We start from the raw sequence: 25,636 nt of genomic DNA, 5'->3' as shown, positions 1-25,636 counted from the left end.
CCGAAGAGCCGCCCCGCAAGAGATCGCCCCGAGGAACACCCGTGCAGACCAGCTTCACTCCCGCGCAGCTCGCCGACCCGGCCATGGCGGCCTCGGAGAAGATCCTGCGCACCTGCGTGCATTGCGGCTTCTGCACCGCCACCTGCCCGACCTACCTGCTCCTGGGCGACGAGCTCGATTCGCCGCGCGGGCGCATCTACCTGATCAAGGACATGCTGGAGGGCGGCAAGCCGGCGAGCCCCGAGGTGGTCAAGCACGTCGACCGCTGCCTGTCGTGCCTGTCCTGCATGACCACCTGCCCGTCGGGGGTGCATTACATGCACCTTGTCGACCATGCCCGCGCCCATATCGAGAAGACCTATTCGCGCCCGGTGGAGGACCGCTTCCTGCGGGCGGTGCTGGCGCAGGTGCTGCCCTACCCGAACCGTTTCCGCCTGGCGCTCCTCGGCGCCACGCTCGGCCGGCCGTTCCGGGGAATCGCCGCGAGGATGCCGAAGGTCGGCAACCGGCTCGCCGCGATGCTCGACCTCGCGCCCGCCGCGCTGCCGAACCGCTCGGCGCAGGACAAGCCGGGCCGCTTCCCGCCCGCCGGCCCGCGCCGGGGCCGGGTGGCGCTCCTGCGCGGCTGCGCCCAGAGCGTGCTGCGGCCGGACTTCAACGAGGCGGCGATCCGGCTGCTCACCCGCCACGGCGTCGAGGTGGTGCAGGCCAGGGGCGAGGGCTGCTGCGGCGCGCTCACCCACCATATGGGCCACGAGGACTCGTCGCACGCGCTCGCCCGGCGCACCATCGATGCCTGGATCGCCGAGATGGACGGCGAAGGGCTCGACGCGATCGTGGTCACGGCCTCGGGCTGCGGCACCACGATCAAGGATTACGGCTTCATGTTCCGCGACGACCCGGCCTATGCGGACAAGGCCGCTCGGGTGGCCGCCATCGCCCGCGACGTCACCGAGTACGTGACGAGCCTCGGCCTGTCCGAGCCGGTGGTCGAGACCGACCTCGTCGTCGCCTATCATTCCGCCTGCTCGATGCAGCACGGGCAAGGCCTGCGCACCGAGCCGAAGGCGCTGCTCTCCCGCGCCGGCTTCACCGTGAAGGATGTGCCCGAGGGCCATATCTGCTGCGGCTCGGCCGGGACCTACAACATCCTGCAGCCGGAGCTGGCCGCCCACCTGCGCGCCCGCAAGGTCGCCAACATCGAGCGCGTCCGGCCCGACGTGATCGCCACCGGCAACATCGGCTGCGCGACGCAGATCGGGAAGGGCACCGCCATCCCGATCGTCCACACGGTGGAACTCCTCGACTGGGCGACCGGCGGCCCGCGCCCGGCGGCCCTCGACGGGGTGGCGGACCGGCGGCCGGCTCTGGCGGCGGAGTAGGGCGAGACGGTCGATCTCGCCCGGCCCGGCTCGGATCAGAACACCGAGATCAGCACGATCCCGCCGACCATCAGGGCAGCCCCCAGGAGGCGCGGCGGGCCCGCCTCGACGCGGCGCATGCCGAGCCAGCCGAAATGGTCGAGCGCCACCGAGGTGAGCAGGTTGGCGGTGATGAGCAGGCCGTTGAGGGCGCCGGCCCCGACCTTGTCGACGAAGAGCAGGCCCGCGAACACCGCGACCGCCCCGGTGAGGCCGGCGAGCGGCATCCACCAGCGCACGCCGGCGAGATCCTTGCGGGTCGGCAGCGGGGTCGGCTTGAGCAGGGTCATCAGCGCGAAGGCGAAGACGACGGGCAGGAACGACACGGTGGCGGCGAGCCAGGGATTGACCAGCGCCCCGCGCAGCTGCGAATTCCAAACCACGCCAACCGCCATGAGCGCACCGGCCACGAGGATGAACGGGTAGAGCAGCTTGCCGCCGACGCCGCTATTCTTCTCGCCATCGTCCTTCTTGCCCGCCGTACGGGCGATGAACACCACGCCGACCGCCATCAGTACCCCGCCGAGCCAGGGCAGCGGCTTGAAGCCGGACGCCTGGAGCCCGAACAGCCCGAACGTGTCGAGGGCGAGCGAGGTGATGATGTTGGCGGTCAGCGTCAGGCCGTTGAACGGCCCGGCCCCGACCTTGTCGATGAAGGCGAGCCCGCCGAACACCGCGACCGCGCCGGCGAGCCCCCCGAGCGGGGCGTACCATGGCATCTTGGCCAAGGTCTCGAGGCTCGGCAGCGGCGTCGGCATCACCAGGAACAGGGTGACGAACACGAACACGATCGGCAGGAACGACACCGTGGCGGCGAGCCACGGATTGACCATCCGGCCGCGCAGCTGTGCGTTCATCGCGTTGCCGAGCGCCTGCAGCGCACCGGCCACCAGGATGAAGGGATAGAGGAGCGCGGCGATCGACACCGGGGAGGCCTTTCTGTGGGAGGGGATCAGACGAGGAGGAGGCCGGCGAGCGCCAGCGCGAGGGCCGGCGGCATCACCAGCGCTCCGAGCTTGAGGAAGCTCCAGAAGCTCACGTCCTGGCCCTCGCGGCGGATCGCGGTGAGCCACAGGATGGTGGCAAGCGAGCCGGTGACCGAGAGGTTGGGCCCGAGATCGACGCCGATCAGCACCGCGCCAGCGACCTTTTCCGGCACGTGGGCGGCCTGCACCGCGGCGCCGGCGATCAGGCCGGCCGGCAGGTTGTTGACGAGGTTGCAGGCGAAGGCGATCAGCGCGCCGGCGCCCCAGGCGGTCTCGGCCGGCGCAGCGGTGGCGGCGCGCTGCAGCTCCCGGGCGATCATCGCCAGCACGCCGGTCTTCTCCAGCGCCTCGACCAGGACGAACAGGCCGGCGACCAGCGGCAGCACGCTCCAGGACACGTCCTTGACCACCTCGAGCGCGCCGCTGCCGCGACGCAGGGCGAGGACGATGAGGGTGGTGGCGAGGCCGGCGACGAAGGTCGGCAGGCCGAGATCGCGTCCGAGGGCCGAGGCGCCGATCAGCACCGCGCCGGTCGCCACGATGCCGAGGCCCGCGACGATGCCGGTGCGGGACAGGGACGCCGTCTCGACCTCCGTGGCGACCTGCTGCTGGCGCAGGGTCCCGTTCTGAGTAAGCCGCAGGACGACGTAGGTCGCCAGAATCGCGAGGGCCGACGGCAGGGCGAACAGCGCCAGCCACCGGGTCAGCGGCGGCATGTGTTCGGCGAAGACCACCAGGTTCGCCGGGTTCGAGATCGGCAGCACGAACGAGGCGGCGTTGGCGATGAAGGCGCAGATGAACAGGTAGGGCAGGGGGCTCTCGACCTTGGCGGCACGGGTCGCGGCGTAGACCGCCGGCGTCAGCACCACTGCGCAGGCATCGTTCGAGAGGAAGACCGTGACGACCGTGCCGACGAGGTAGACGAGGGTGAAGAGCCGCGTCGCCGAGCCCCTGGCGGTGCGCACGGCGATGCCGGCGAGCCAGTCGAACAGGCCTTCCTTCCGGGCAACCTCGGACATCAGCATCATGCCGACGAGGAAGAGGTAGACGTCGGTGCCCTTGAGCACGCCCTCCCAGGCGGTGCCCGCCGGGAGAAGGCCGAGGAGCACCAGGGCGAGGGCGCCGAGCACGGCCCAGACCGCCTCCGGCCAGGAGAACGGGCGCACGATCACGCCGAGCGTGGCGAGGGCGGCGATCGCCCAGGTCGCGAGGTTGGGGCTGAACGTCAGCGCGGCCATGGGGGGAGTAGTCCTGTCGTCGAGGCGGGGAAGGCGTCGGGAGGGGGCTGTTCGGCATGGGCGGCTGATTATTCAATCCGCCGCATCATTCCGGAGCCGTGGAGCGTAGCCCGGAATCCAGAGCCGCTGAGGGTTAAGAAAAAGACGGACGACGTTCCGCTTCATCCTGAACGACTTGAATTTCTGGATTCCGGCCTCCGCTCCGCGGCTGCGCAGTGACGCGGTGGGTGTCAGATCGTCCTTGGACCCAGCCGGGCTTCGGGAAACGTCAGGCCCGCTCTCACCACTGCCGCCCGTTGCGGTTCGGCCCGAGCTGCGTACCGAGCAACCCCCGCCCCGGCCAGGCCTCGAGCGCATCCGCATCGCTGCCGATGCCGCGGGACGTCGGCAGCGCGTTCCGGTCAGTCGCCGGCTCGATCGCGTCGCTATCCTCGGCACCCCGACCCGTCGCCCGGACAGCGATCGTCCGGGCGCCCGCCGGCCAGGCGATTTCGGCCGCATAGCAGCGCGCCCCGTCCTCCCGCGCCATCGCCTGCCACGCTCCTTCGTCGATGCGGAACTCGACCCGCTCCGCCGGACCGACCACCAGGGCGCGCAAGGAGACGCGCGCGCCGATCGCGTGGCCGGCGTCGACGGCGAGGCGTCGGTCGGCTGGAGCGGTGATGAGGACGAAGGGCCAGGGCCGGCTCAGCTCCTTGAAGCGCCAGCTCACCACGCCGCCATCGAGCGCGGCGACCGCGTAGCCGACCGGACCCTCCTCGATCTGGCCGGTGGAGCGGGCCGCCGCGTAGATGGTGCGGCCGTCATTGGCGAGCTCGTTGTAATGGGTGTGGCCCATCTCGACGAGACGCACCGGCCCGCGATGGACGAGGTCGGCGACGCGCGCCGCCTCGCCATCGCCCTTCAGGTCAGCCGGGTAGCTGTGCATGAACAGGACGCAGTCACGCCCGTCCGCCCCCTCCAGCTCGGCCGCGAGCCAGGCGACCTGGTCGGGCCCGAGGCGGAAATCCGGCCCGCCCGTGCCCGGCCCGCACATGTCGAGGAACAGGCAGCGTACGCCCTGCACATCGACGGCGTAGGGCAGGCGCGGCCCCCCGAGCCCGGCATAGAAGGCGTCGAGACCCCCGCCCTCCATGTCGTGGTCGCCCGTGATCACGTGGATCGGTAGGCGGAGCTGGTCGAGGCCCGCGCGCAGCAGGGCGTATTGCTCGGGGCGGCCATTGTCGGCGTTGTCCCCGGGGACGAAGACGAAGTCGAGCCCGTCGACCTCGCCGAGCTGCGCGACGATGGCGGCGAAGTCGCGGGTGTTCTCGGCCTCCGCCCCGGTCAGGTGCAGGTCGCCGATATGCGCGAAGGTCAGCGGGGTCGTCATGGTCCGGCCTTCAGGCGGTCGCGAGGGCCGGGCGGCCGGTCGGATCGGAGGGCGTGCCGGCCTGGGCCGGCGCGAAGCCGCGGGTCTCCGGCATCACCAGCAGGTACAGCGCGAAGCCGAGGCCCGCGATGCCGGCGAGCGTCAGGAACGCCGCCGAGTAGCCGGCCGAGACGATGATCAGGCCGGCGAGCGTGGCGCTCAACGAGGCGCCGAGCCCCTGCGCCGTCGCCACCGCGCCCTGGCTGACGTTGAACCGGCCGGTGCCCCGGGTCAGGTCCGCCACCACGATCGGGAACAGTGCGCCGTAGACGCCGGCGCCGATGCCGTCGAGGAGCTGCACGGCGACGAGGTAGAACGGGTTGTTGGAGACGGTATAGAGCACGCCGCGCAGGGCCAGCACGCCGAAGGCGGCGAGGAAGATCGGCTTGCGCCCGATCGCGTCGGCCTTGTGGCCGACGAACATCGCCACCGGTACCATCACGCATTGCGCCGCCACGATGCAGATCGCGATGAGCGAGGTGGCGTTGTCCTTGCCCGACAGGTGAGTGAGGAGCTGGCCGACCGAGGTCAGCATCGCGGCGTTGGAGAGGTGGAAGATCGCGGCGAGCAGCGCGAACAGCATCAGATACTTGTTCTGTAAAAGTACGGTCAGGCCCGAGGGCTGCTCGCAGGCATCGTCCTCGGCGCAGTCGAGGCCGCGGGCGAGGTCGTTGTCGATGGCCTCCGACGGTACCATCAGCATCGCGCCGATCGACAGGGCGGCGAGGATGCCCATCAGCCAGAACACCACGATCGGCCCGAACAGGTAGGCGAGTCCGCCGGCGAGCGCCGCCGAGACGGCGTTGCCGGCATGGTTGAAGCCCTCGTTGCGGCCGATGCGCTTCGAGAAGAGTTTGGGGCCCACCACCCCGAGGGTGATGGCGGCGAGCGCCGGCGGGAAGATCGCTCCGGCAATGCCCGCCAGCGACTGGGTGGCTGCCACCGCGTAGAAGTTCGAGATGAACGGCAGCGCCAGGCAGCTCAAGGTCACGGCCAAGGCCGCGGCGATCACGATGGCGCGCTTGTGTTGCGAACGATCGATCAGGGCCCCGGCGGGGGTCTGGGCGATCAGGCCGGCGATGCCGGCGATCGTCATGATCATGCCGGTGGTCGCCTCGTTCCAGCCCTGGTCGGGACCGCGCACCGCGATGAGGTAGATGGCGAGGTAGGGCCCGAGGCCGTCGCGCACGTCCGCCAGGGTGAAGTTGAGCGCATCGAGCCCACGCAGGGCGCGCTTCGACAGCTGCCGATCAGGGGCTCCGGACGCAGAGACAGGGGCGGAGGGTGCGGTGCTCACCGTGACGTCTCCTTGAGGAAGGACCGGCCGATCCGGAGCCGAGAACCGGCCAGATCGCGAAAAGTTGCTACTCAAGACGGATTAGTCTCCCGGGGGGAGCCGTAATGCCCCACGGGTCCTTGAAGAGCGTCCTCTTCAGGGTCGCCGGGGAGGCGGAGGCGGAGGAGGCGCGTCGGGACCGCCGGGCGGGCCGGCCTCGCCGCGCGGTCCCGGCGGACGGGGCGGGCGCCCGCCGACCTCGACCATGTCGTCCGGGCTCGTCCCGAGGGCGCGCACCTCCACCACCGTGCCGAGCGGGCTCTTCGTCACCGACCCGCGGACGCTGACGCTCTGGCCGGCCCGCAGGGTCGCGTTCAGGCGCGCCGCCTCGTGCGGCGGCAGCCGAAGGGTGGTGCCGTCCTCGAGGAGCGCTCCGTTCACCTCGCCCCGGCGCCCGTGCAGCAAACCCGCGATCCGCCCGCTCAGCACCGTCTCGTCGGCGGCCGGCTCCGGCGGCCCGAGGGTGACGAGGGTGGCGCCGGTCGCCTCGTTGCGGATCGACGCGCCGTCGACGAGGGGGAGCGCCCGGGCGCGCATGCCGCGCACCGAGACCGCGTCGCCCGGCCGGACCGTGAACACCACCGCACCCGAGAGCCGCGGCGGCAGCTTCACCTCGGTGCCGTCGGTGAGGATCAGGCCGTCGACGTCGCCCCGGGGGGTGAGGGTGTACTGCTTCACCGTTCCCCTGGTCTCCGGCAGGGTGCCGGGATCCCAGACCGAGCTGTCCTGCGCCGCGGCCGGCGCGGCCGCGAGGATCACGGCCGCGAGGCCCGCCGCGAGGCGGCTGTGCTTGCTCGTCGTCATGGCTGTCGCTCGCCTGCGCCGGCGGGCGGCCGGCTCACGGGCCTCCTGTCAACTCCCATGCCAACAGCCAAATCCTTACAGAATCTGAAAAACCCTGCGTCAGGCGAGGGGTGGACCGTCGGGATTCGCGACATCGTCCGTCTGGTTTCCCGACATCGCGGCGTCGCGCAGGCCGTAGCGCTCGATCTTGGCGTAGAGGAGCTGGCGTTGGATGCCGAGGCTCTTGGCCGCCCGGGCGCGGTTGCCGCCGCTCGCGCGCAGCGCCCGGCGGATCATCGCCTCCTCGAGGCGCGCCACCGCGCCAGGCAGGTCGCCGTGGAGCCAGGCCGGCAGGAACCCTTCGGCCCCCGGCGCTTCTCCCGGGGGGCCGGGATCGCGGAGACCGAGATCCTCGGCGCCGATCACCGCACCGCGGGCCAGCACCGCCGCCCGCTCGATCACGTTGCGCAATTCGCGCACGTTGCCGGGCCAAGGGTAGCGCATCAGCGCGGCGGCGGCCTCGGGCCCGAGGCGCTTCTGTCCCGCGCCGCTCCAGCACAGGAAATGCTCGGCGAGGGCCAGGATGTCGGCGAGGCGCTCGCGCAGTGGCGGGAGGGTGATCGGCACCACGTTGAGGCGGTAGAACAGGTCCTGCCGGAAGCCGCCCTCCGCGACGAGGCGCGGCAGGTCGCGATGGGTCGCCGCCACCACCCGGACATCGACCGGCGCGGGCCGGCCGCCGACCGGGGTCACCACCCGCTCCTGTAGCGCCCGCAGGATCTTCGCTTGCATCGACGGGGGCATGTCGCCGATCTCGTCGAGGAAGAGCGTGCCGCCATCCGCCTCCCGGAAGGCTCCGGTCCGGTCGCTCGTCGCCCCCGTGAAGGCGCCGCGCAGGTGGCCGAACAGCTCGCTCTCGAGGAGATCGGCCGGGATCGCCGCGCAGTTCACCGGTACGAACGGCCCTGCCTGCCTGCGGCCATAGGCGTGCAGGGCGCGTGCCGCGACCTCCTTGCCGGTGCCGGTCTCGCCCTGCAGCAGCACCGTCGCGTCGCTGTCGGCGGCCAGGCCCACGGCCTTCTGCACCCGCCGCATCGCCTCGCTGGAGCCGATCAGGGCGGACGGCCCCGCCGGGGCGGAGGCATCCGGCGCCGCATCAGCCGGCAGGGCCAGCATGCCGCCGAGGAGACCGGCGAGTTCGGCCCGGCCGACGGGCTTCGTCAGGTGATCGTAGGCGCCGAGCCGCATCGCCTCGATGGTGTTCTCGGCGCTGGCATAGGCAGTCAGCACCGCCACCGGCGGCGGCCTGGGTCCGGAGCGCAGGCGCTTGAGCACCGCCATCCCGTCGAGGTCGCCGGGCATGCGCAGGTCGAGGAGCACCGCGGCGATCGCCGGATCGGCCGCGACCCGCGCCAGCGCCTCGGCGCCCGAGGCGGCGAGGACCGGGCAGTGACCGAGATCGCTCACCGTCTCGGCCAACCCCTCGCGCAGGGCCGGCTCGTCGTCGACGATCAGGATACGAGTGATGGGGAGGCGGTCCATGGCAGGTCGAGCTCGAAGGTCGCGCCGGGACCCGGTGCCTCGGTGTCGGTCTCCCGGGGAGGTGGGGCGGCGAGCCGCACCTGTCCACCATGGCCGCGGGCGATCTCGCGCACGATCGCGAGGCCGAGCCCGGTGCCGTCCGGGCGGCCGGTGACGAAAGGCTCGAACAGGCGGTTCCGCAGGGAGACCTGGACGCCGGGGCCCTCATCCGTCACGCGGATCCGCAAGCGATCGCCCTCCCGTTCGCCCGAGAGCCGCACGCGGCCTCCCGGTGGGCTGTGCTGGATCGCGTTGAGCAGGAGGTTGTCGAGGGCGCGGCGGATCTGCACCGCGTCGAGGAGCGGGCGCTCGGGCGTCACCTCCGCCACCGCGATCGCGACGCCCTGCGCCCGGGCGAGGTCGTCCTGGAGGTGGGCGCAGTTGCGAAGGACGCGGCCGAGATCGGTGGGAGCGAGGATCGGCCGTCGCGGCTGGGTCAGGCTCAGGAGGTCGCGCAGCAGCCGGTCCAGGCGGGCGACCTGGTCCAACACGAGGTCGAGGGCGGCCCGGCCCCGCGCCGGATCGGCGCTCGCCAGCGCGTTCTCGGCCTTGAGCCGGATCGCCGCCAGGGGGTTGCGGATCTCGTGGGCGATGCCGGCCGCGAGCTGGCCGAGCGCCGCGAGCCGCTCGGCCTCCGCCGCACGGTGGCGGGCGGCGGTGAGGCGGGTGCCGGCGGCGTTCAGCGCCTCGACTAGCCGGTCGAGCTCGCGCAGGCCGGTCGGGCCCAGATGGGGGAGATCGCCTTCCTCCGATGCGCGCCCGAGCTGGCCTTCGAGCCGGGCGATGCGCCGGCCGAGCAGGACGAGCAGCCGCCCGAGGAGCAAAGCCGAGCCGAGAACGGTGGCGGCGAGGAAGCCGAAGCCGGCGAGGAGCTGGCCGTAGGCTCGGCCCTGGTCGGTATGGATCCGCGCCATGGTCCAGGCCGTCGCCCCCTGGATCGGGCCGCGCAAAGGGCAGCCCTGCACGACCAGGGTCTGGGTCCTGGACACGCGCCGCGTCGCCACCGGCCGCTCGGCGCTCAGGGCTTCGGCGTTGATGCGGCGAATCGTGTCGATCTCGGCCGCGGGCAGGTCGGACTTCGGTCCGGTTCCCTCGTAGGTCGGGAACGCGTAGGCCGCGGAGCCCCCGGCCGCGGTCCAGATCCCGCCCTCCACCCCCGGATGGACGGCCAGCGCCGTCACCACCACGTCCGTGAGCTGCCCTTTCAGGGGATCGTCGGGTCCGGTGACGCTGCCGGTCCAGTCGGCACCGAAGAACGCGAACCGGTCGCCGATCTCGCGGCAGGCGCGGGCGACCTGCAGCTCGGTCTGGGCGACCTGCACGGCGGCGGACTGGGTGTAGAATTCGGTGAGCAGATAGGCGGTGGCCGCCGCCGAGGCGAGGAGCAGGATCCAGAGGGCGAGAAGGTGGGCGCGGAGGGAGCGGAGGCGAGGGGCCATGGGATGATGGAGGCGGGCGGCTTTCGCGGAGGCTTCTCCCATAGAGGCCCCTGGCGCGTAGGCGCCTTGGACGCGCCTACGCTCTTCTCCCACACGCCCCCGCCCGCGCAAATCACCGGACGCAACGTCGGATTCTGCTGACCGTCCCGGATTGCCCGCGGATCCTGCTCCAACCGCTCCGATTGCAGGCGGCCATGTTGCGGCACGCCCGCTCCTTCCCGCGCGACATCCCCGACCGGGACATCGCGGCGGTACTTCGTGATCCGGGCTCGGCGGTCTCCCGGCGATTCTTCGTCCCGAGCAGAGGCCGGGGAGTGCCAGCCTACGTGCGGGGAAGCCGAACGTCTTCCCTCAGTCGCGTGAGTTCCCGGGCTACTTTATCGCGAGTATCACCCGGCTCCTCCCCGCTGACGGTCAGCAAGATCCGGCGCCGAGCTACCTCAAGGCACTCTGTCGCGTACTGCCGATTCCCCCTGAGATACAAGCTGGCGATTTTCCTATCCTGCAACATGACGACGATAAAGAACTCCTCTGGGGCAATCTCCTCAAGATCAACACGCAGGTGGTTCTGGCTGTCCGGAGTCATGGATGATGGCTGCCTTGGAGTAGGACTTGGCCATACTCCAAACGCGCGACGTCAGATATCGGGATTCAATCGCATCCACCGTCCGGACTACCGATGTCGGGCCTCAGGGCAGTCGAGACGAAGACGCGGCAGCCCGTCACCGGGAGGGGGCGTAACGCGGGCGCCAGACTGCTGCCGAGCCAGGGCAGGCCGGAACCTTGGGGCGTGCTCGCGGTCTGGCCGTGGAACGGGCCTCAGGGAAGTGCGGCGCAGGGAGGCCGCCGGCAACGGCATGCCCTCTCCGGGCAGCAGAACCTCCGCCTCAGGGTGTCTGATCCGATGCAGGGAATGCGTAGTGAAGTGAGTGTCGCCACCGCCACGGCCCAGCTCCTTCGGATCAAAATCTAAGCAGCTTGATCGAGCGAGGGGCTGCTTTCGACCCACTCGGATCTTCCGGACAAGTCCTGCAACCCGGGTTTCTGATCGTTTGCGGACGATCCCCAGCTCATCATGCCATGTCCGCTTGAAGGGATGAATCGGGCATATTCCAAGCTTGAGAAACCAGAGCGTTCATCTGCCGCAGCTCGGCAACGCGATCGTTGGGCTTGTACTGCCTCGTCCCGAGATGTTCGTTCTCATCCTGGCCCGAAAGCCAGACCTTATGACGGACCCTTTCTGCGGGCGGATCGGACTTGCCGCCCGTGGCCTTCAAACAGCATCATCTGCGGGAGGCCGATCGAGACAACGAGCAGGTCGGCCCGCTTCGTCGGGAACAACTTCCCGAAGCATGCCGGGCGAACGAGCAGGCCGCACCCGTGGGGAAGCACGAGTCGGAGAGCCACGGCGGCGAGATGTGGCCGAGGCGACCTTCATCGACGGCCGAGTGAGACCCCGGAGCTGGATCGCGTCGCCGCGCACGAGGGCGAGGCCGTCTCGCGTCCGCAGGCCAGCGGGCACGAGCCGCCTGATCGCGGCCGTCGAGATGCCATCGTGCGGTGCGACCGCCAGAGCTGTGGGAGCCGATCGGGGATCGACGGCTGAGGCGGACACGAGTAGCCCCGTCGAGGTCGCGCCGGGGGCCGATTGCCGCTCGGACGAACGGCGTAGCATTCGCGCCGAGGCGACGATACCGCCTCGGCGATCGGAAAAACGCATAGGTCCGATCGTTACAACCGAATCTTCCTCATGGCCGTGGCCGGGGAGCCCTGACGGGGCTCAAGGCCGCTGTCGCCTCGTCTTCAGACTGGCAGGAGCGGTGTGCGCCGGCGGCCATGCGGCCGACACCCCGGATCGGCAAGGGCGGGAGATTTACCGAGAGGGCTTGTGCGATCCCATGAGACGGGACGCAGCGAGCCGTGCGGGCGCGCCCGGGGCCCCGTCACGCTGTCAGGCGCTCGAGAAGGCGCGTCGCCCTCAGGACATCCCGGGTGGAACGGCCCTCCGTCACCGTGTCACAGACGTGCGAGAGCAGGCCTGCCGCCTCGTCGGTACGACCCCGGCGGGAGAGATGCTCGGCGAGATCCGTCGCGGCTCGGAGGCGATAGGACAACGCGCCCTGATCCTGCGCGATTCGGAGGGCGTGGCGGAAGGCCTCCTCCGCCGGTCCCGCCTCCTGGCCCGCTTCCTGGGCCGCGAGGGCCCGGCCCTTGATGCGCCATGCCTCGGGGACGAGCGTCAGCTCCTCGTCGCGCTCGATGCGGACCAGGGCGGGCCCGGCTTCGGCGAGGGCCTCGCCGGGCCGCCCCGCCTCGATCAGGGCCTCGGCGAGGGCGAGCTGCAGGGCCGAGTTCATCGTCAGGTGCGACACCTCGACGAGGCCCGCCAGGCCCTCGGACAGGAGCGCCACGCCGCTCTCCAGATCGCCGCGGAGCGCGTGGAGCTGACCGGTCAGCGCCCGGGCGAGAAGCTCGTAGGGGACGAGCGAGTGCCGGGAGGCCAGCACGCGCCCCGTGGCGAGCGCCTCCGCCGCCCGGTCGAGATCGCCCGACCAGAGGGCAACCGGCGCCGTCCAGAGCAACGCCGTGCACAGCGAGACGGGGTGGCCGATCGCCTCGATCTCCCGCACCACCCCGTCGACGGCAGCCTCCGCCTGGTCGGGGAGGCCCTGCACCCACAGCGCGCGGGCGATGGCGCAGTGGGCCAGCATGCGCTGGTCGATGCCGAAGCGGACCACCTCGGGCCGGCGCTGGAGCGGGAAGTTGCGCAGGGCGTGCCCGCAGCGCAGCCGCGCCTCGGCCTGACGCCCCATGAAGTGATCGAGGACGCCCACCATCCAATCGCCGGTCGCGAGGCCGGTATCGGTGAGCGAGTGCCAGACGCCGGCGCGGCCGCGCTCCGCATAGGCCATCGCGGCCTTGAAGTCCGCGAGGCGGAGCGCGAAGATGTACAGGCCCTCCAGCAACCGGATCTGGTACGCGAGGTCCTGCTCGGTCTCCGCCAGGTCCAGGGCGTCGTGGAGCGCGGCTCGCGCGTCCTCGCCGTTGCCCCTGGTGTAGCGCAGGGCGACGCTTCGTGCCGCCTTCAGCTCGAGCCGCAGCTTCGGCCCGAGCGCGGCGAACTCCTTTGCCCCGAGCGCCCGCCCGGTCCAGTCGACGCATTCGGCCAGGAGTGAGAGGTGCAGGAACAGGGGCGCGGAACAGGCCGCGAGCCGGACCGCCAGCTGCGCGTCGCCGCCCGGCCCGAACGCCCAGACCAGTGCGGAGCGGACGTTGCCGATCTCGAAGGCGAGGGCCGCCACCCCGTCGCCACCGTGCCGCGTCCCGCTCGCCGCCCGCGCGCCCTCGAGCAGGCCTGCGTAGCAGGCGACGTGCCGGCGGGCGACGCCCGCTTCCTCGCCCGCCGCCCGGAGCTTCCGGAGGGCGAATTGGCGCGTCATCTGGAGCAGGCGGTAGCGGGCGCCGCCATGTGCGGCCTCCAGACCATGTGCGGCCTCCAGCACGAGATGGGACTTGTCGGCGAGCGCACTGAGGACCTCCAGGTGATCGGACCGGTCCGTACCGTCGTCGAGGACCGACACGGCCGCATTCAGCGAGAAGTGGCCCGTGAAGATCGACAGGGTCCGCAGCGCGCGGGCCTCGGCCTCCGACAGGAGGGCGTAGCTCCAGTCGAAGGTGGCCTGAAGGCTGCGGTGGCGGGGGACGGCGCTGCGGTGGGCGAGCTCGGCGCCGTTGCGCAAAAGCTCGACGAGGCCGGCGAGACCCAGGGTCCGCATGCGCGCCGCGACGAGTTCGATCGCCAGGGGAAGACCGTCGACCTGCCGGCAGATCTCGCCGACGAGCCGGGCCTGGACCGGATCGAGGGCCAGATCGGGTGATTGCAAGCGTGCCCGGTCGCAGAAGAGCTGGACCGCCGAGAAGGCGAGCGGGTCGTCCGCATCGGCGAAGGGCGCCGCCAGCGGCAGGAGGTGGTGGACGGCCTCGCCGGACAGCCGGAGCGGTTCGCGGCTCGTCGCGAGGATGCGCGCGGCGGGCGCGCGCCGGAGGATGGCCTCGGCGGCGAGCGCGGCGGCGTCGATGACGTGCTCGCAATTGTCGAGGACGAGGAGGGCGTCCGCATCCGCCAGCACCTTGACGATCTGCGGCAGGGGATTGGCCGATCCGACCGGGACGCCCAGTGCAGAGGCGACGGCGCTCGGCACGAGCCTGGGATCGTCCAGCGTCGTCAGGTCGACGAAGTACCGCGACTGTGCGGCAGGGCCGCCGATCCGATGCATGACTGCGGCGGCGAGCGTCGTCTTGCCGACGCCGCCCGTTCCAACCACCGTCACCAGCCGATGACGCGCCAGGCACCCGAGCAGGACCTCGACATCGGCGGACCGGCCGATCAGGTTCGGCGGCTCGGGCGGCAGGAGCGACGAGCCGGCCGGCCGGACCAGGGACACCGGCTGGGCCGGCGCGCAGGGCGTCACCGTCGCCGTGAAGCAGTAGCCGCGGCCCGGCACGCTCGTGACGTGCTCGGCCCCGTCCGCGTGCTCGGCGAGCGCCTTCCGGAGCTGCCCGATCTGGAAGCGGAGGTTGCTCTCCTCGACCTGCGCCCCGGCCCAGGCGGCCGCCGTCAGCTCGCGGTGGCTGATCACCTCACCGGGCCGCGACGCGAGATGGATCAGGAGATCGAAGGCGCGGCTGCCGAGCTTGACGACGGACGACCCCGCCAGGAGACGCCGCTGCTCGGGGAGCAGCGTGAAGACGCCGAACACGATCTCCGGGCGCACCGCGCCAGGCGCGCCCGCCGTGGCGTCGCTTGCCTTCGTCATGCCGCCGCTCCCGCACCTGCCCGACGCCGGTCATCCGAGACGCCGCCGGCTCCGTCCCTCCCGGGGACGGCTCCCTGCGCGCGAAACCGGCCGGCGCACCATAGCGCAGCCGTATCCCCGATCATCCGGGCTCTCGGACGTAGATGCCACTTTTCCGGACATTCCTCCGCCAAAGCGTCCACCTTCCCCTAACGGAAGGTGAAGCCTCGTTTCAGGCCGTCATGCTTGCCACGGCCGGCGCCCGGGCCGATGGTGCGGCGCGAGAAAGGGGACGGAGCCGATGACGACGACGCGCCGCACGGGGGTGGTGATCGGCCCCGATTTCGACTTCATGGGTCTCGCCGTGACCTCGCCGTTCGTGGTGGCGAACCGCTACGCCGGGGCGGCGCTCTACGACATCCACCTGCTGTCGGAGCGCGGCGGTCCGATCCGGTCCGGTCTCGGTCCCGACGTCGCCACCGAGCCGCTCGGTGACCCGGCGCCCTTCGACACGCTCCTCGTCGCGGCCGGCATCGGCATACCCCAGACCTCGCCCGTCCTCGCCGACCATCTCCGCGCGGCCGCCCGCTCGACGCGGCGGGTCGCCGGGCTGTGCCTGGGCGCCTTCATGCTGGGCGATGCCGGCCTGCTCGACGGACGGCGTGCGACCACCCACTGGCATTTCGCGCCGCAGTTCCGCGCGCGCTATCCGGCCTGCCGGCTCGACATCGACAGGATCTACGTCGTCGATGGCACCATCTGGACCTCGGCCGGCATGTCGGCCGCCATCGATCTCGCGGTCGGCATGATCGAGCACGACCACGGCCGGGATCTCGCCGTCAGCGTGGCCCGCGGCCTCGTAATGGAGCGCCGTCGGGCCGGCGGCCAGGCGCAGCACTCGGCCTTCCTCGATCTCGACGCCCGCACCGACCGGATCCAGGCTGTCCTGGCCTATGCGCGACGGAACCTGCACCTGCCGTTGACGACCGAGGCGCTGGCGGCGGTGGCCTGCCTCAGCCCGCGCCAGTTCACGCGCCTGTTCCGGGCGGAGACCGGCGCCTCGCCGGCCAAGGCGGTGGAGCGCATCCGCCTGGAAGCGGCGAAGCTGATGCTGGAGCAGAGCCGCCTGCCGGTCGAGGAGATCGCGCGCGAGACGGGTTTCGCCAACCGCGAGCGGATGCGCCGGGCGTTCCTGCGGGCCTACGGTGCCGGGCCGCGCAGCGTCCGCCTCGGGGCCAGTCCCGTCGCCGCCTTGTGACCGGCCGAAGCCGGAGGTCCGGTCCGATCGGCGGAGAATGTCCGGAATCGTGACGTCAACGTCCGGATCCGCCGCTGCCTCGCCCGCCTGATGGTCTAACATACGCTGAAGCCCGACCGCCTCGCGTCCGGTCCGGCAGCAGGCAGGCGAGCCGATGCGGAAAGTGGGAGTTGTGGTCGGCCCGGGCCTGCAACTCATGTCGATCGCGGCGCTCGCGGTCTTCCAGGCGGCGAACGTCCTGATGGAGGATCGCGTCTACGAGACACGCCTCCTGTCGGAGGGCGGCGGCGAGGTCCCCACCGCCGCCGGCTTCGCGGTGGCGAGCCACCCCCTGGAGCCGGAGATCTACGACACGCTGCTGGTGGCGGCCCGCGTCGGCACGGAACCGGCCCCGGACGCCCTGGTCGCGTTCACCCGGGAGGCATCGACGACGTCGCGCCGGATCGGCGCCCTGTGCACCGGGGCCTTCACCCTGGGGCAGGCGGGACTCCTGTCGCAGCGCCGTGCTACGACGCATTGGCGCCACGCCCGCGAGTTGCAGGCACGCTTCCCCGACATCCGGATCGAGGCGGATCGGCTCTTCGTCAATGACGGCCCGATCTGGACCTCGGCCGGGATGATGGCGGGGATCGACATGACGCTTGCCCTCGTCGAGGCCGATCTCGGCACCGACGTCGCCCGCACCATCGCGCGCCGGATGATCCTCGACCGCCGCCGGCCGGGGGCGGATCCGCAGGCCTCCGGGCTCCTGGAGCTCGAACCGCGGACCGACCGGATCCGCAAGATGCTCGATCACGTCCGGCGCCACCTGCGCGACGACCTCTCGGTGGCCCGGATGGCTGCGGTCGCGAACCTCTCGCCACGCCAGCTCGGGCGGGCCTGCGCCGCCGAATTCGGCGCGTCGCCCGCGAAGGTCGTCGAGCGGCTGCGCGCCGAGGCGGCTCGGACGCTCCTGATCGACGGCCGACATTCGTGCGAGGCCGTCGCCGACCGGGTCGGCTTCGCGGACCGCGAGCGGATGCGGCGCGCCTTCCTGCGGCTGTACGGCCGCCCGCCCCAGGATTTCCGGGGGACGACCCGCCTGCCCGACCGGCTGGCGGGGACAGCCTGACGGAGCCGCCAGCCGCCGGCTCACGGAATCTCACGAGGCCTCGCACGACACCCCCGCAGCCAGGCGCCTACGACAGGCTCCACGCGCACGATCCCGGCAGGCCGCGGGCGCTCGTCCCCCGGCCGCCATCCAGGTCCGCCATCCAGGAGAGGTCCCCATGTTCGATCTGACCATCAACGGCCAGACCCGCCGGGTCGAGGTCGAGCCCGATACGCCGCTCCTCTGGGTGCTGCGCGATACGCTGGGCATGACCGGCACGAAGTACGGCTGCGGCATCGCGCAATGCGGCGCCTGCACCGTGCTGATGGATGGTCAGGCCACGCGCTCGTGCCAGGTCACGGTGGATTCGGTCGGCACGGCCAAGGTCGAGACGATCGAGGCGGTGCAGGCCGATCCGGTCGGCCGCAAGGTGGTCGAAGCCTGGGTTGCCGCGCAGGTTCCGCAATGCGGCTACTGCCAGTCGGGCCAGGTGATGGCCGCGACTGCGCTCCTGCGCGAGACGCCGAAGCCCAGCGACGACGATATCGCCAATGCTATGACCAACCTGTGCCGCTGCGGCACCTACAACGCCATCGCCGCCGCCGTGCGGCACGCCGCGGCCTGACGGGAGGCGACTCATGGACCAGATCCTGCGCACGCCCTCCCGGGCCCCCACGGGCACCGCGCCTGCCGGCACCGCGAACCTCTCGCGCCGCAATCTCCTCGGCGCAGCGGCTGGCGCGCTGGTGCTCGCCGTCGCGCTGCCCGGCCGCGTCCGGGCCGAGGCGCAAGGACCCGCCGAGGGCGCCGGCGCCATCGCGCCCAAGCCCGGAACTCGCGTCCCGGCCTTCCTGGAGATCCGCCCTGACGGGACGGTCCGCTTCCTGTCGCCCTTTGTCGAGGGCGGCCAGGGCATCGCCACCGGCATGGCCCAGATCGTCGGCGAGGAGCTCGACGTCGATCCGGCGCGCTTCGTGGTCGAGTGCGCCCCGCCCGGCCCGGATTACGCGGTGGTCAACGGCATCCGCATGACCGGCGGCAGCTTCTCGACGCGCTCCAGCTATCCGCTGATGCGCCAGCTCGGGGCCACCGCCCGCGACATGCTGGTGCGCGCAGCGGCCGCGCGGCTCAAGGTGCAGGCGGCCGAGCTCACCACCCGTGACGGCACCGTGGTCCACGCCGCGTCCGGCCGCACGCTGCCTTACGGCGCGCTCGCCGCCGACGCGATGGCGCTCAAGCCCAACGAATCCGCGCCGCTCCGCGACCCCACATCCTTCCGCTACATCGGCAAGCCGGTGGCCCGGATCGACGTGCGCGACAAGTCAACGGGACGCGCCGTCTACGCCATCGACCAGAAGGTCGAGGGCATGCTCTACGCCGCGGTGGCCCACGCACCGCATCCGGGCACCGAGCCGGCCGGGCTCGACAACGAGGCGGCCGTCCGCGCAATGCCGGGCGTGCACTCGGTCCACCGCCTGCCCGGGGCGGTAGCGGTCGCCGCCGACAGCTGGTGGCGGGCGCGCAAGGCCGTCGAAGCACTGACCGTGCGCTGGAGCGCCCCGAAGGCGACCGGCCTCGACACGATCGCGGCCGACTTCTCCTCCGACGGGCTGCTCGCGGCGCTCAAGGCCTCGGCGGAGGCCGGCCACGCGGCGGAAGCGGAGGGCGACGTCGCCGGGGCCTTCGCGCGTGCCGCCAAGGTGGTCGAGGCGGAGTATGCCGCGCCCTACTTGGCCCACGCCCAGCTCGAGCCGCCCTCGTCGATCGCGCGCTTCAACCCGGACGGGACGCTCGACGTCTGGTTGCCCAACCAGATGCCGGAGCTGTTTCAGACCATCTCGGCCAAGGTCGCGGGGGTGGAGCCCGACAAGGTCCGGATCCACTCGCCGATGCTCGGCGGGTTCTTCGGACGGCACTTTCCCTACGATGCCGGCAACCCGTTCCCCCAGGCGATCCTGCTCGCGAAGGCGACCGGCCGGCCGGTGAAGGTGCTGTGGTCGCGCGAGGAGGAGTTCGCCCGCGACGGCCTGCGGCCCCTGAGCTTCAGCCGCTTCCGCGCCGCCCTCGACGCGGCCGGCAACCCGACGGCGATCGAGGTGCGCACGGTCGGCGAGGGGCCGATCGGCCGCTATTTCGGCGCCCTGATGAAGACGCCCGTCGATCCCTCCGCCGTCGAGGGAATCGTCGAGAAGCCCTACGCGATTGCGAACCGACGGATGACCTTCACCAAGGTCGCCCATCCGGTGACGATCGCGTTCTGGCGCTCGGTCGGGCACTCGATGAACGACGCCTTCTACGAGAGCTTCCTCGACGAGGTCGCGCAGGCCGGCGGGCACGACCCGTTCGAACTCCGCATGACGCTCCTGAAGGACAAGCCGCGCTCCTTACGGCTCCTGCGCGAGGTCGCGGATCTGTCCGGCGGCTGGCAGCGCGGCCCCTACGCGGCAGGGGACGGGAAGCGGGCCCGCGGCGTCTCGCTCGCCTCGCCCTTCGGGTCGGAGACCGCGACGATCGCGGAAGTCTCGGTTGAGGGGGGCGAGGCGCGGGTGCACAATCTCTGGATCGCCTTCGATCCTGGCTCGGTCGTCAACCCGGCGATCGTGACGGCGCAGGTCGAGTCGGCGGCGGCGCTCGGGACCTCCTCGGTGCTGTTCGAGCAGATCGTCTACCGCGACGGACTGCGGCAGTCGCAGAACTTCGACACCTACCCGATCCTGCGCCGCGAGCACATGCCGGCGGTCCATGTCCGCATCGTCGAGAGCGGCGCCCCGATGGGCGGCGTCGGCGAGCCGGGCCTGCCGGGCGTGCCCCCGGCGATCCTCAACGCCATCGCGGCGCTGACCGGGCAGCGGATCCGGTCGCTGCCGGTCGCCAACACCAAGCTCGCCGGCGCGTGAGCGGCAGCAGGGCCCGACAATTGAGCGATGCGCCGACGGGAGGGATCCCTGTCGTCGGCGTCGCTGTCGATGCTCTCGCGCCGACCATGGCGTGAAGGCGCGGTCCCCCGACCTGCGAGCGCCCGTGAGGCGCGAGAAGCCGTGCAGCGCACCCTCTCACAACGTCTCACGACGCCTCTCACGACCGGAGCCGCCGGACCGCTTAGCCCTGAAGTCACGGACGGGCCGCCGGCTCCGCTTCGGGAGGACAGCGACATGCACATGATGGATTGGAACCTCTACCGCCAGCAGGTCACCGCTGGCGTCGGCGGGTTCGCCAAGCTCAGCCCGGAGACGATCAAGGGTTACGGCGCGCTGAGCGCGGCGGGGCAGAAGACGAACCACCTCGATGCCAAGGTGCGCGAGCTGATCGCGGTCGCCGTCGCGGTGACGCTGCGCTGCGACGGCTGCATCACCGTCCACGCCGACGCGGCCCGCAAGCTCGGCGCGACGCAAGCAGAGCTGGCCGAGGCGCTCGGGGTCGCCGCAAGCCTCGGGGCGGGAGCGGCCATCGTCTACGGCACCCGCGCCCTCGACGCCTTCGCGGCCTCGGCCGAAGCCTGATCCCCAGCGCTGTGAGGACACGACAGAGGGAGGCCATGTCCATGCCTACACCGCTCCAGACGGTCGCGACCCCGTTCGGCGAGCTGGCGTTCCGCGCCGAAGGGCCGCAGACCGGGACGCCGCTCCTGTTGCTCCAGCGCTTCCGCGGCACCCTCGACGACTGGGATCCCGACTTCCTGTCGCGCCTCGCCGAGGGGCGCCGCGTCATCCGGTTCGACAATGCCGGGATCGGCGCCTCCGGGGGTACGGTGCCGACCTCCGTCGAGGGGATGGCCGAGGTCGCCCGCGCCTTCATGGACGCCGCCGGGCTCGCGCGGGCCGACATCCTCGGCTGGTCCCTCGGCGGCTTCGTCGCCCAGCACCTCGCCCACGCGGCCCCGGAGCGGGTGCGCCGGCTGATCATCGCCGGCTCGGGACCGGGCGGCGTCGCGGAGGGGCCGCAATCCCACCCGCGGGTGCCGGAGGTCATGGCCCATCCGCATAACACCGAGGAGGACTTCCTCTTCCTGTTCTTCACCGGCACGGACACGGGCCGCGCGGCGGGCCGTGCCCACCTGCGCCGCCTCGCGGCACTCCCCGAGCGCGTCCCGGCGGTCACGGGCCCGGCCGTCCTGGCGCAGATGCGGGCTATCGGCGGGGCGGCCGGCTTGCGCGAGCGGCTCGGCGGGCTCGCGATGCCGGTGCTCGTCGCCAACGGCGTCGCCGACGTGATGATCCCGGCCTACCGCTCCTACGTCATCGCTCGGGAGGCACCGGACGCCAAGCTCGTCCTCTATCCGGATGCCGGCCACGGCTTCCTGTTCCAGCACATTGCCGACTTCACGGCCGAGATCGGCCGCTTCCTCGCCGACCACTAGAAGCGGATTGATGAGATGACGACCTTGCTCGCGACCGTGCTCGACGCCCATGGCGGCCTCGCACGCTGGAACCGGTTCTCGACGATGACGGCGCATCTCGCGCAGGGCGGCGCGCTCTGGGCCCTGAAGGGGAAGGCGGGGCTGCTCGAAACCGTCGACGTGACGGTCGGCCTGCGCGATGAATGGGCCTCGCACGCGCCCTTCGGGAGCGACGGACGTCGCTCCCGCTTCACGCCCGATCGCGTCTCGATCGAGGATGCGGCCGGCCGGACGATCGAGGACCTCGTCGACCCGCGCGCGTCGTTCCAGGCTCACACCCTGGAGACGCCCTGGAGCGATCCGCAACTCGCCTACTTCGCGGGCTGCGCGATGTGGACCTACCTCAACATGCCGTTCCTGCTCGCCTATCCGGGTGTCGAGACGCAAGAGATCGAGCCCTGGCGCGACGGCGACACGGCCTGGCGTCGGCTGCGCGCGTCCTTCGCGCCCGGCATCGCGACGCACAGCCGGATCCAGACGCTCTACGTCGATGCTGACGGCCTGATCGCCCGGCACGACTACGACGTCGAGATCGCCGGCAACACGCCGGGCGCGCATTTTCTCTCGGATTACGTCGACGTCTCCGGGATCAAGGTCCCGACGCGGCGGCGGATCTTCCCGCGGCGGCCCGACGGACGGCCGATGCCCGAGCCGCTCGTGGTGTCCATCGATCTCTCCGCCATCGCGCTGAGCTGAGGGGCCCGGTTCCGACCAAGACTTCTTCAGCCGAGGCGTTCTTCCCATGATGCCGTCGACAGGTCAGCACTGCAGCCCCGATCATACGATGATACTCCTCCAGGAGATCCATCACCGGATCGCGAACGAGCTTCAGGGCTTGGCCGGAGCCCTTTCACCGTCTCGCGCGAGGCAGATGCTCGACGGCTCCGGTGCCGTCGAGCGGGCCGTGGAGCGCATCCGGCACATCGCTCGCCTCAATCGCCAGATCTACGAAGCGCCCACCTCGCTCGTGTTCTCGCGACACTGCCGCGACCTCTGTGCGGGTGTCCTGTCCGCCTTCGGTCGGTCGGACATCGGCCTGCTCATCGACTTCACGGTCGAACCTGCGAGCCGAGAGCAGAGGCTGACGATCGCGCTGATCTTCGTCGAGTTGTTGACCAATGCGGTGAAGCACAGTCTTGCAGATGAGAGGGAGGCCTGCATCCGGCTCGAGCTCACCACTACGCCGTGCGGATCGCTGCGGCTGATGGCCTCCGACAATGCGACCACCCAAGCACCGACGTCACTCACGTCATCATCAATCGTCCGCCTGCTCGCCGAGAGCGCAGGCGGCTCGGTCACCATCACAGCAGACCCTGGCTACGTTGCGACTATCATCCTGCCGAACCATCGATTTGACGTCTGTCTCTAGGCAATTCCTCCAGATTAGCCTCGGTCCCCCCCTGAAAGCCGGGTTCGGCATGCTGCCGCCATGCCGGCCTTCCCATTCGTCGGACGACGCCTGTCCATCGCGACGCCGGAACCGACGCTGGTCGCCTGCCTTGCCGTCGCCACGACCGTGGCTCCAGGGAACCGCTTCGAGCGGCTCGAAGACAGATTTCAAGCTGTCGCGGAGTGCCCTGCTGTTGAACGCACGACCGATCGCCGCGGAGCGTACTTCTACGTATTGCTTCGGCGACTGTTCATCGCCGTGGATACTGTGTCACACAGCTTAGATATGCCGCGCAGGGGCAGCTTGCGGGACAAGAGCGGCCCTTCCAGAGGCCTTGTTCAAAGGTCCGGAAGTGGCGCGAAGCCGAACAGGGCGGTGACGAACTCCTGGCGCATTGTGGACGGACACGGACTCGCTCGTCGCCTCGACGTACGGGCCTGGGCCGGGATGGCAGCCTGCGGACGACCCATCCGAACCGTGCGAGGGCGGATCTTCGCTCTCGTTGATTGCATCTTGATCTCCAAAACCAGAACTGACATTGTTCGGTTATGGCAGCAAACAGCCTCCTTGCGAGCGCCGTCCAGGCGCTCTGTGTCATCGCCTGGCGCGGCGCCGAGGGTGCGAACGCGGAACTGCTCGCGAGGAGCCTCGACACGAACCCGGTGGTCGTCCGCCGCATCCTCAAGGCCTTGGAGCGAAACGGCCTCGTGCGTCTCAGGCCGGGACGGCACGGTGGCGTCGAACTCTCGCGCTCCCCGGCGGACATCTCGCTGGATGAGGTCTACCGCGCCGTCGAGCCGAAGGGGGCGCTGTTCGTCTTGCGGGAGCGCGGCAATGCGCGCTGCCCCGTGCAACGGGCCATGACCGTGGCGCTCCCTCCCGTGTTCCGGGCAGCCGACGAGGCGGTGGCGGATGTGCTCCGGCAGACCTCCCTGGCGATGCTCGCCCAACAGGCCGCACCCCCCGGTTGAGCATGGTCGGCCGCGTGGCTCAAACAAACCATATCCAGTTACGTATTGGAGGTGTGACGTGACCGCTCAACCGATCGTTCCTCCAGCGCCGGCTCAGAGCTTGCTCGCCGGCGCGCACGCGTCGGCGCAGGAAACGACCGCGCCGCCGGCGCGGCCCGTCCGGCCGAACCAGGTGCTGGCCATCGTCTGCGTCGGCATCGTGCTGGCCAACCTCGACCTGTTCATCGTCAACGTCGCGCTTCCCGACATCGCACGGGACTTCACGGAGGCCGGCCTTGCAGGCCTGTCCTGGATCCTGAACGGCTACGCGATCGCTTACGCGGCGCTCCTGGTCTTCTTCGGCCGGCTCGCCGAGCGTCACCGCCGCGACGCCAGCTTCCTTCTCGGCGTCGCTGTGTTCACGCTCGCCTCGGCGGCCTGTGCGGCGGCGACGAACGTCACGATGCTGGTCGCGTTTCGCGTGGTTCAAGCGGCTGGCGCGGCCCTGATGACCCCGACCTCGCTCGGCCTTCTCCTCGCCGCCTTCCCGCCGGAGCGGCGTGGCCACGCGGTCCGCACCTGGACGGCGATCGGCGGCTTCGCCGCGGCGCTCGGTCCCGTCGTCGGCGGCTTCCTCGTCGCATGGAGCTGGCGCTGGATCTTCCTCGTCAACGTGCCGATCGGCGTGCTGGCCCTCGTTGTCGGCCTTCGGCATCTGCCTCCTGTCCCCGGGCACGAAGTGCGCCGGCCCGACGCCTGGGGGGCAGCCCTCGTGACGATCGGCGTCGGGGTCCTGACCTACGGCATCATGAAGACGGCGGAGTGGGGCTGGGCCTCGGGGCCGACGGCACTCACGCTCGGGGCTGCCCTCCTGCTCCTCGCGCTCTTCGTCGTCGACTGTCTACGTTCCGCCAATCCGTTCATCGACCCCGCGCTCCTGCGCATTCGGCCGTTCACGGGGGCTGCCCTGATTCTGGCGCCCTACTCGATCGCCTTCGGGGCCATGCTCCTGTCGATCGCACTGTGGTTGCAGGATGGTTGGGGCTGGTCGGGGCTGAAGGCGGGGCTTGCCATCGCGCCGGGCCCCTCCCTCGTGCCGGTGACCTCGCTTCTCCTGGCCGGACCCCTCATCGCGCGCATCGGTCCCGCAGCCGTCGTCGCACTCGGGGTCGCTCTGTTCGCGGCGGGGATGGCATGGTGGGCCGTGGTGCCAGGGCTCGAGCCGAGCATGCCGGTCGCCGTGACCGGCATGGTGTTCCTGGGCGTCGGCGTCGGGCTCACATTCCCGACGGTGATGGGAGCCGGGACCGCGGCGCTCCCGGCCTCCTCGTTCGCGACCGGGTCGGGGGTCCTCAACATGGTCCGTCAAACCTCCCTCGCTTTGGGCGTCGCCATCTTCGTGGCCGTCATCGGCGGGCCGGACACGGCACTCGGGCGGTTGGCGGCCTACGAGCGCGCATGGTGGCTGACGGCGGCGATCGCGCTCGCGGCCCTGCTCCCGCTGCCCCTGCTGAGGGCGAGGCCAGCGGAGCGGACGGCGTGAGCGCGCGGCCTCAGGCGC

At 71.2% G+C, this 25,636-nt stretch carries 19 protein-coding genes; 11 read left to right on the top strand and 8 right to left on the bottom strand.

Going from position 1 to position 25,636, the window contains the following annotated elements; genetic code table 11:
* The first annotated feature begins 41 nt into the window (after nucleotides 1–41).
* Nucleotides 42–1,382 carry a glycolate oxidase subunit GlcF gene (gene glcF, locus MFF64_RS21135; RefSeq protein WP_238192339.1) on the top strand — a complete coding sequence of 447 codons (1,341 nt, stop codon included), beginning with the start codon at nucleotides 42–44 and terminating at the stop codon, nucleotides 1,380–1,382.
* 35 nt (nucleotides 1,383–1,417) lie between these two features.
* Here the strand turns inward: glcF and MFF64_RS21130 are convergent, their stop codons facing one another.
* The 8 genes from MFF64_RS21130 to MFF64_RS21095 form a co-directional block, all read right to left on the bottom strand.
* On the bottom strand, nucleotides 1,418–2,347 hold the full coding sequence (locus MFF64_RS21130) for a DMT family transporter (RefSeq protein WP_238192338.1): 930 nt from the start codon (nucleotides 2,345–2,347) through the stop codon (nucleotides 1,418–1,420).
* A 26-nt stretch (nucleotides 2,348–2,373) separates the two neighbouring features.
* The gene (locus MFF64_RS21125; RefSeq protein WP_099906988.1) at nucleotides 2,374–3,645 is read right to left on the bottom strand and encodes an arsenic transporter; all 1,272 of its coding nucleotides are present in this window, start codon (nucleotides 3,643–3,645) and stop codon (nucleotides 2,374–2,376) included.
* A gap of 280 nt (nucleotides 3,646–3,925) precedes the next feature.
* The gene (locus MFF64_RS21120) at nucleotides 3,926–5,017 is read right to left on the bottom strand and encodes a metallophosphoesterase (protein WP_099906986.1); all 1,092 of its coding nucleotides are present in this window, start codon (nucleotides 5,015–5,017) and stop codon (nucleotides 3,926–3,928) included.
* Nucleotides 5,018–5,027: 10 nt separating this feature from the next.
* Complete coding sequence (locus MFF64_RS21115; protein WP_099906984.1) at nucleotides 5,028–6,353, bottom strand: MFS transporter; 1,326 nt, start codon at nucleotides 6,351–6,353, stop codon at nucleotides 5,028–5,030.
* 135 nt (nucleotides 6,354–6,488) lie between these two features.
* A complete protein-coding gene (locus MFF64_RS21110) occupies nucleotides 6,489–7,196 on the bottom strand; it encodes an OB-fold nucleic acid binding domain-containing protein (protein WP_099906982.1) in 708 nt (235 codons plus the stop codon).
* 99 nt (nucleotides 7,197–7,295) lie between these two features.
* Entirely contained in the window at nucleotides 7,296–8,717 is a 1,422-nt protein-coding gene (locus tag MFF64_RS21105; RefSeq protein WP_425324407.1) for a sigma-54-dependent transcriptional regulator, read from the bottom strand.
* Nucleotides 8,687–10,195: a sensor histidine kinase gene (locus MFF64_RS21100; protein WP_238192337.1), complete on the bottom strand. Its 1,509-nt coding sequence runs from the start codon at nucleotides 10,193–10,195 to the stop codon at nucleotides 8,687–8,689. The genes MFF64_RS21105 and MFF64_RS21100 overlap by 31 nt, the downstream gene beginning before the upstream one ends.
* 1,943 nt (nucleotides 10,196–12,138) lie before the next feature.
* Complete coding sequence (locus tag MFF64_RS21095) at nucleotides 12,139–15,012, bottom strand: ATP-binding protein (protein ID WP_238192336.1); 2,874 nt, start codon at nucleotides 15,010–15,012, stop codon at nucleotides 12,139–12,141.
* A 280-nt stretch (nucleotides 15,013–15,292) separates the two neighbouring features.
* On the opposite strand from MFF64_RS21095, the gene MFF64_RS21090 reads away from it, so the two are divergent.
* The 10 genes from MFF64_RS21090 (at nucleotide 15,293) to MFF64_RS21045 (ending at nucleotide 25,618) form a co-directional block, all read left to right on the top strand.
* Nucleotides 15,293–16,249, top strand: coding sequence for a GlxA family transcriptional regulator (locus tag MFF64_RS21090; RefSeq protein ID WP_238192335.1), 957 nt, complete (start codon nucleotides 15,293–15,295; stop codon nucleotides 16,247–16,249).
* 154 nt (nucleotides 16,250–16,403) lie between these two features.
* Nucleotides 16,404–17,360, top strand: a complete 957-nt coding sequence (locus tag MFF64_RS21085) for a GlxA family transcriptional regulator (RefSeq protein ID WP_238192334.1) — start codon at nucleotides 16,404–16,406, stop codon at nucleotides 17,358–17,360.
* Nucleotides 17,361–17,517: 157 nt separating this feature from the next.
* Nucleotides 17,518–17,964 (top strand): (2Fe-2S)-binding protein, encoded by a 447-nt coding sequence (locus MFF64_RS21080; RefSeq protein WP_099903522.1) that lies wholly within the window; start codon nucleotides 17,518–17,520, stop codon nucleotides 17,962–17,964.
* A gap of 13 nt (nucleotides 17,965–17,977) precedes the next feature.
* Nucleotides 17,978–20,236 (top strand): xanthine dehydrogenase family protein molybdopterin-binding subunit, encoded by a 2,259-nt coding sequence (locus MFF64_RS21075; RefSeq protein ID WP_099903520.1) that lies wholly within the window; start codon nucleotides 17,978–17,980, stop codon nucleotides 20,234–20,236.
* A 255-nt stretch (nucleotides 20,237–20,491) separates the two neighbouring features.
* Nucleotides 20,492–20,839: a carboxymuconolactone decarboxylase family protein gene (locus MFF64_RS21070; protein ID WP_238192333.1), complete on the top strand. Its 348-nt coding sequence runs from the start codon at nucleotides 20,492–20,494 to the stop codon at nucleotides 20,837–20,839.
* A 41-nt stretch (nucleotides 20,840–20,880) separates the two neighbouring features.
* Entirely contained in the window at nucleotides 20,881–21,696 is an 816-nt protein-coding gene (locus tag MFF64_RS21065) for an alpha/beta fold hydrolase (protein WP_099900656.1), read from the top strand.
* A 15-nt stretch (nucleotides 21,697–21,711) separates the two neighbouring features.
* Complete coding sequence (locus tag MFF64_RS21060) at nucleotides 21,712–22,431, top strand: hypothetical protein (RefSeq protein ID WP_238192332.1); 720 nt, start codon at nucleotides 21,712–21,714, stop codon at nucleotides 22,429–22,431.
* A gap of 88 nt (nucleotides 22,432–22,519) precedes the next feature.
* Complete coding sequence (locus MFF64_RS21055; protein WP_238192331.1) at nucleotides 22,520–23,104, top strand: histidine kinase dimerization/phosphoacceptor domain -containing protein; 585 nt, start codon at nucleotides 22,520–22,522, stop codon at nucleotides 23,102–23,104.
* 569 nt (nucleotides 23,105–23,673) lie between these two features.
* Entirely contained in the window at nucleotides 23,674–24,096 is a 423-nt protein-coding gene (locus tag MFF64_RS21050) for an Rrf2 family transcriptional regulator (RefSeq protein ID WP_238192330.1), read from the top strand.
* Between the two features lie 58 nt (nucleotides 24,097–24,154).
* The gene (locus MFF64_RS21045) at nucleotides 24,155–25,618 is read left to right on the top strand and encodes an MFS transporter (RefSeq protein ID WP_238192329.1); all 1,464 of its coding nucleotides are present in this window, start codon (nucleotides 24,155–24,157) and stop codon (nucleotides 25,616–25,618) included.
* Nucleotides 25,619–25,636: the final 18 nt, after the last annotated feature.

It is taken from the genome of Methylobacterium frigidaeris (assembly GCF_022179185.1).
Classification (GTDB): domain Bacteria; phylum Pseudomonadota; class Alphaproteobacteria; order Rhizobiales; family Beijerinckiaceae; genus Methylobacterium; species Methylobacterium frigidaeris.
Note: the sequence above shows the minus strand (reverse complement) of the source record. Positions and strands in the feature narration are given on the sequence as shown.